At 70.7% G+C, this 3,969-nt stretch carries 4 protein-coding genes; all 4 read right to left on the bottom strand.

Annotated elements, in window-relative coordinates:
* Positions 1-128: 128 nt before the first annotated feature.
* Entirely contained in the window at positions 129-1,643 is a 1,515-nt protein-coding gene (gatB, locus tag ACFVXK_RS37455; protein ID WP_389621511.1) for an Asp-tRNA(Asn)/Glu-tRNA(Gln) amidotransferase subunit GatB, read from the bottom strand.
* 16 nt (positions 1,644-1,659) lie between these two features.
* The gene (locus ACFVXK_RS37450; RefSeq protein WP_237293363.1) at positions 1,660-1,839 is read right to left on the bottom strand and encodes a hypothetical protein; all 180 of its coding nucleotides are present in this window, start codon (positions 1,837-1,839) and stop codon (positions 1,660-1,662) included.
* Positions 1,840-1,901: 62 nt separating this feature from the next.
* Positions 1,902-3,401 carry an Asp-tRNA(Asn)/Glu-tRNA(Gln) amidotransferase subunit GatA gene (gatA, locus tag ACFVXK_RS37445; RefSeq protein WP_389621508.1) on the bottom strand — a complete coding sequence of 500 codons (1,500 nt, stop codon included), beginning with the start codon at positions 3,399-3,401 and terminating at the stop codon, positions 1,902-1,904.
* Between the two features lie 5 nt (positions 3,402-3,406).
* Entirely contained in the window at positions 3,407-3,703 is a 297-nt protein-coding gene (gene gatC / locus ACFVXK_RS37440) for an Asp-tRNA(Asn)/Glu-tRNA(Gln) amidotransferase subunit GatC (protein ID WP_007266718.1), read from the bottom strand.
* Between the last annotated feature and the right edge of the window lie 266 nt (positions 3,704-3,969).

The following is a 3,969-nucleotide window of genomic DNA, read 5'->3' as shown; positions in this document are numbered from 1 at the left end:
TACGAGCCTGGGGTGTACTAAGGCTTGGACTCTGGGTAGCCCGACCCGCCCCGCACCGTCCGCCTAAACGGGGGAGTGGCCCGCACCGGATCCGGTGCGGGCCACTCCCCTGCGAAGCGATCGGTCGCTCAGCCCTCGGAGACGCCGAGCTTCTCCAGGATGAGCTCCTTGACGCGGGCCGCGTCGGCCTGGCCGCGGGTGGTCTTCATGACCGCGCCGACCAGGGCGCCGACGGCGGCGATCTTGCCGCCGCGGATCTTGTCGGCGATGGCCGCGTTGCCCGCGATGGCCTCGTCCACGGCCGCGCCCAGCGCGCCCTCGTCCGAGACGACCTTCAGGCCGCGCTTCTCGACGACCTCGTCCGGGGTGCCCTCGCCGGCGAGGACGCCCTCGATGACCTGGCGGGCCAGCTTGTCGTTCAGGTCGCCGGCCGCGACCAGGGCCGCGATCCGGGCCACCTGGGCCGGGGTGATCGGCAGCTCGTCGACCGAGACGCCCTGCTCGTTGGCGTTGCGGGCGAGCTCGCCCATCCACCACTTGCGGGCGGCCGCCGAGTCGGCGCCCTCCTCGATCGTGGCGACGATGGAGTCCACCGCGCCCGCGTTGAGGATGGACTGCATGTCGTGCTCGCTGACGCCCCACTCCTCGCGGAGGCGGTTGCGGCGCACGCGCGGCATCTCCGGGAGGCCGCCGCGCAGCTCCTCGACCCAGGCGCGGGCCGGGGCGACGGGGACCAGGTCGGGCTCCGGGAAGTACCGGTAGTCCTCGGCGTTGTCCTTGATGCGGCCGGCCGTGGTGGAGCCGTCCTCCTCGTGGAAGTGCCGGGTCTCCTGCACGATGGAGCCGCCCGACGAGAGCACCGCCGCGTGGCGCTGGATCTCGAAGCGGGCCGCGCGCTCGACGGAGCGCAGGGAGTTGACGTTCTTGGTCTCCGAGCGGGTGCCGAATTCCTTCGTCCCGTTCGGGCGCAGCGACAGGTTGACGTCGCAGCGCATCTGGCCCTTGTCCATGCGGGCCTCGGAGACGCCGAGCGCCTTGATGACCTCGCGGAGCTCGGCCACGTACGCCTTGGCGACCTCGGGGGCCCGCTCGCCGGCGCCCTCGATCGGCTTGGTGACGATCTCGATGAGGGGGATGCCGGCGCGGTTGTAGTCCAGCAGGGAGTGGGACGCGCCGTGGATACGGCCGGTGGCGCCGCCGACGTGCAGCGACTTGCCGGTGTCCTCCTCCATGTGCGCGCGCTCGATCTCCACGCGGAAGATCTCGCCGTCCTCCAGCTGGACGTCCAGGTAGCCGTTGAAGGCGATGGGCTCGTCGTACTGGGAGGTCTGGAAGTTCTTCGGCATGTCCGGATAGAAGTAGTTCTTCCGGGCGAAGCGGCACCACTCGGCGATCTCGCAGTTCAGCGCGAGGCCGATCTTGACGGCGGACTCGACGCCGATCGCGTTGACGACCGGGAGCGAGCCGGGCAGACCGAGGCAGGTCGGGCAGGTCTGCGAGTTGGGCTCGGCGCCCAGCTCGGTGGAGCAGCCGCAGAACATCTTGGTCTTGGTGCCGAGCTCGACATGGACCTCAAGGCCCATGACGGGGTCGTACGAGGCGAGAGCGTCCTCGTACGACAGCAGTTCGGTGAAGGTGGTCACGGTGAAACTTTCCCTCTCAGCCCAGCAGGACGTCGTCGTCGCCCAGGCGCTTCAGCTCGCGGTACAGGATCGCGAGGCCGGTGACGATGGCGGCGGCGGACACGACGGCGTCGACGAGCTGCAGCGTGTCGTGCTCGGTGCGGGCCTTGCGGGCCTGCTTGATCACGCTGAAGGCACCGAAGGCGGTGGTGCCCATCGACAGGTAGGTCCCGGTCCTGGACTTCTTGAAGCCCTTGGCCTTGGACAGTGCACTGGAACTCACAGCGACGGAGCCTCCTCAAGCAGCGGGTGGCCCCAGCGCTCGACGAAGGCGGCCTCGACGGCCGCGCCGACCTTGTACAGACGGTCGTCCTTCATCGCCGGGGCGATGATCTGCAGACCGACCGGCAGGCCGTCCTCCGGGGCCAGGCCGCAGGGCAGCGACATGGCGGAGTTGCCGGCCAGGTTGGTCGGGATGGTGCACAGGTCCGCGAGGTACATCGCCAGCGGGTCGTCGGAGCGCTCACCGATGGCGAAGGCGGTGGTCGGGGTCGTCGGGGAGACGATCACGTCGACCTGCTCGAAGGACTTCTCGAAGTCCTTCGTGATGAGCGTGCGGACCTTCTGGGCGGAGCCGTAGTACGCGTCGTAGTAGCCGGAGCTGAGCGCGTACGTGCCGAGGATGATGCGGCGCTTGACCTCGTCGCCGAAGCCGGCCTCGCGGGTCAGGGCGGTGACGTCCTCGGCGGACCTCGTGCCGTCGTCGCCGACGCGCAGGCCGTAGCGCATGGCGTCGAAGCGGGCCAGGTTCGAGGAGCACTCGGACGGCGCGATCAGGTAGTACGCGGCCATGGCCAGGTCGAAGGACGGGCAGTCCAGCTCGACGATCTCGGCACCGAGCTCCTTGAGCAGCTCGACCGACTCGTCGAAGCGCTGGAGGACGCCGGCCTGGTAGCCCTCGCCGCGGAACTGCTTGACCACACCGACGCGCATGCCGGCGACGGAGCCGTTGCGGGCGGCCTCGACGACCGGCGGGACCGGGGCGTCGATGGAGGTGGAGTCGAGCGGGTCGTGGCCGGCGATGACCTCGTGGAGGAGGGCCGCGTCCAGGACCGTACGGGCGCACGGGCCGCCCTGGTCGAGGGAGGAGGAGAAGGCCACCATGCCGTAGCGGGAGACGCCGCCGTAGGTGGGCTTCACGCCGACGGTGCCGGTGACGGCGGCGGGCTGGCGGATGGAGCCGCCGGTGTCCGTGCCGATGGCGAGCGGGGCCTGGAAGGCGGCCAGGGCGGCCGCGGAGCCGCCGCCGGAGCCGCCGGGGATCTTGGTGAGGTCCCAGGGGTTGCCGGTGGGGCCGTAGGCGCTGTTCTCGGTGGAGGACCCCATGGCGAACTCGTCCATGTTGGTCTTGCCGAGGATGACGACGTCGGCTTCCTTGAGCTTGCGCGTCAGGGTGGCGTCGTAGGGCGGGATCCAGCCTTCGAGGATCTTCGAACCGACGGTGGTCGGAACGCCGACCGTGGTGAAGATGTCCTTGAGGGCGAGCGGGACGCCGGCCAGCGGGCCGAGCTTCTCGCCCGCGGCGCGCTTGGCGTCGACGGCGCGGGCCTGCGCGAGGGCGCCCTCGCGGTCGACGTGGAGGAAGGCGTGGACCTTCTCGTCGGTCGCGTCGATGCGGGCCAGGTGGGCCTCGGTGACCTCGACGGCCGTGAGCTCGCCGGAGGCGATCTTCTCGGCGGTCTGGGCGGCCGTCAGCTTGATGATGTTGGTGTCAGCCATGGTGATTAGTCCTCCCCCAGGATCTGCGGCACCTTGAAACGCTGCTGCTCCTGGGCGGGAGCGCCGGAAAGCGCCTGCTCGGGGGTGAGCGAGGGACGGACCTCGTCCGCGCGCATGACGTTCGTCAGCGGGAGCGGGTGGGAGGTCGGCGGGACGTCTTGGTCGGCGACCTCGGAAACGCGGGCGACCGCGCCGATGATGTCGTCGAGCTGTCCGGCGAAGTGGTCGAGCTCTTCGCTCTTCAGCTCCAGACGCGCCAGCCGAGCGAGGTGGGCGACCTCCTCGCGCGTGATGCCAGGCATGCAGCGATCCTCTGGGGGTGGTGAGTGTGTAGTTTCGGGGCCAATCCTATGGGGCCCGGCCCCGGACCCGGTAAACGGTTTGCCGCCGGCCTGCGGCGCGGGGCGTGCGCACCGCTGCGCGGAGCTGTCTCCCCGCCCCACCCTTCGCCCGTTCCCCGGGGCTCCGCCCCGAACCCCGCCCTGGGGGCTCCGCCCCCAGACCCCCGCGCCTCAAACGCCGGCGGGGCTGGATTGTGCCGCCCCTCGTCGCCCGCGCGGCGTTTGAG

It is taken from the genome of Streptomyces sp. NPDC058157, from assembly GCF_042884105.1.
In the GTDB taxonomy this organism is placed as follows: domain Bacteria; phylum Actinomycetota; class Actinomycetes; order Streptomycetales; family Streptomycetaceae; genus Streptomyces.
This window is presented reverse-complemented; position numbering and strand designations above follow the sequence as displayed.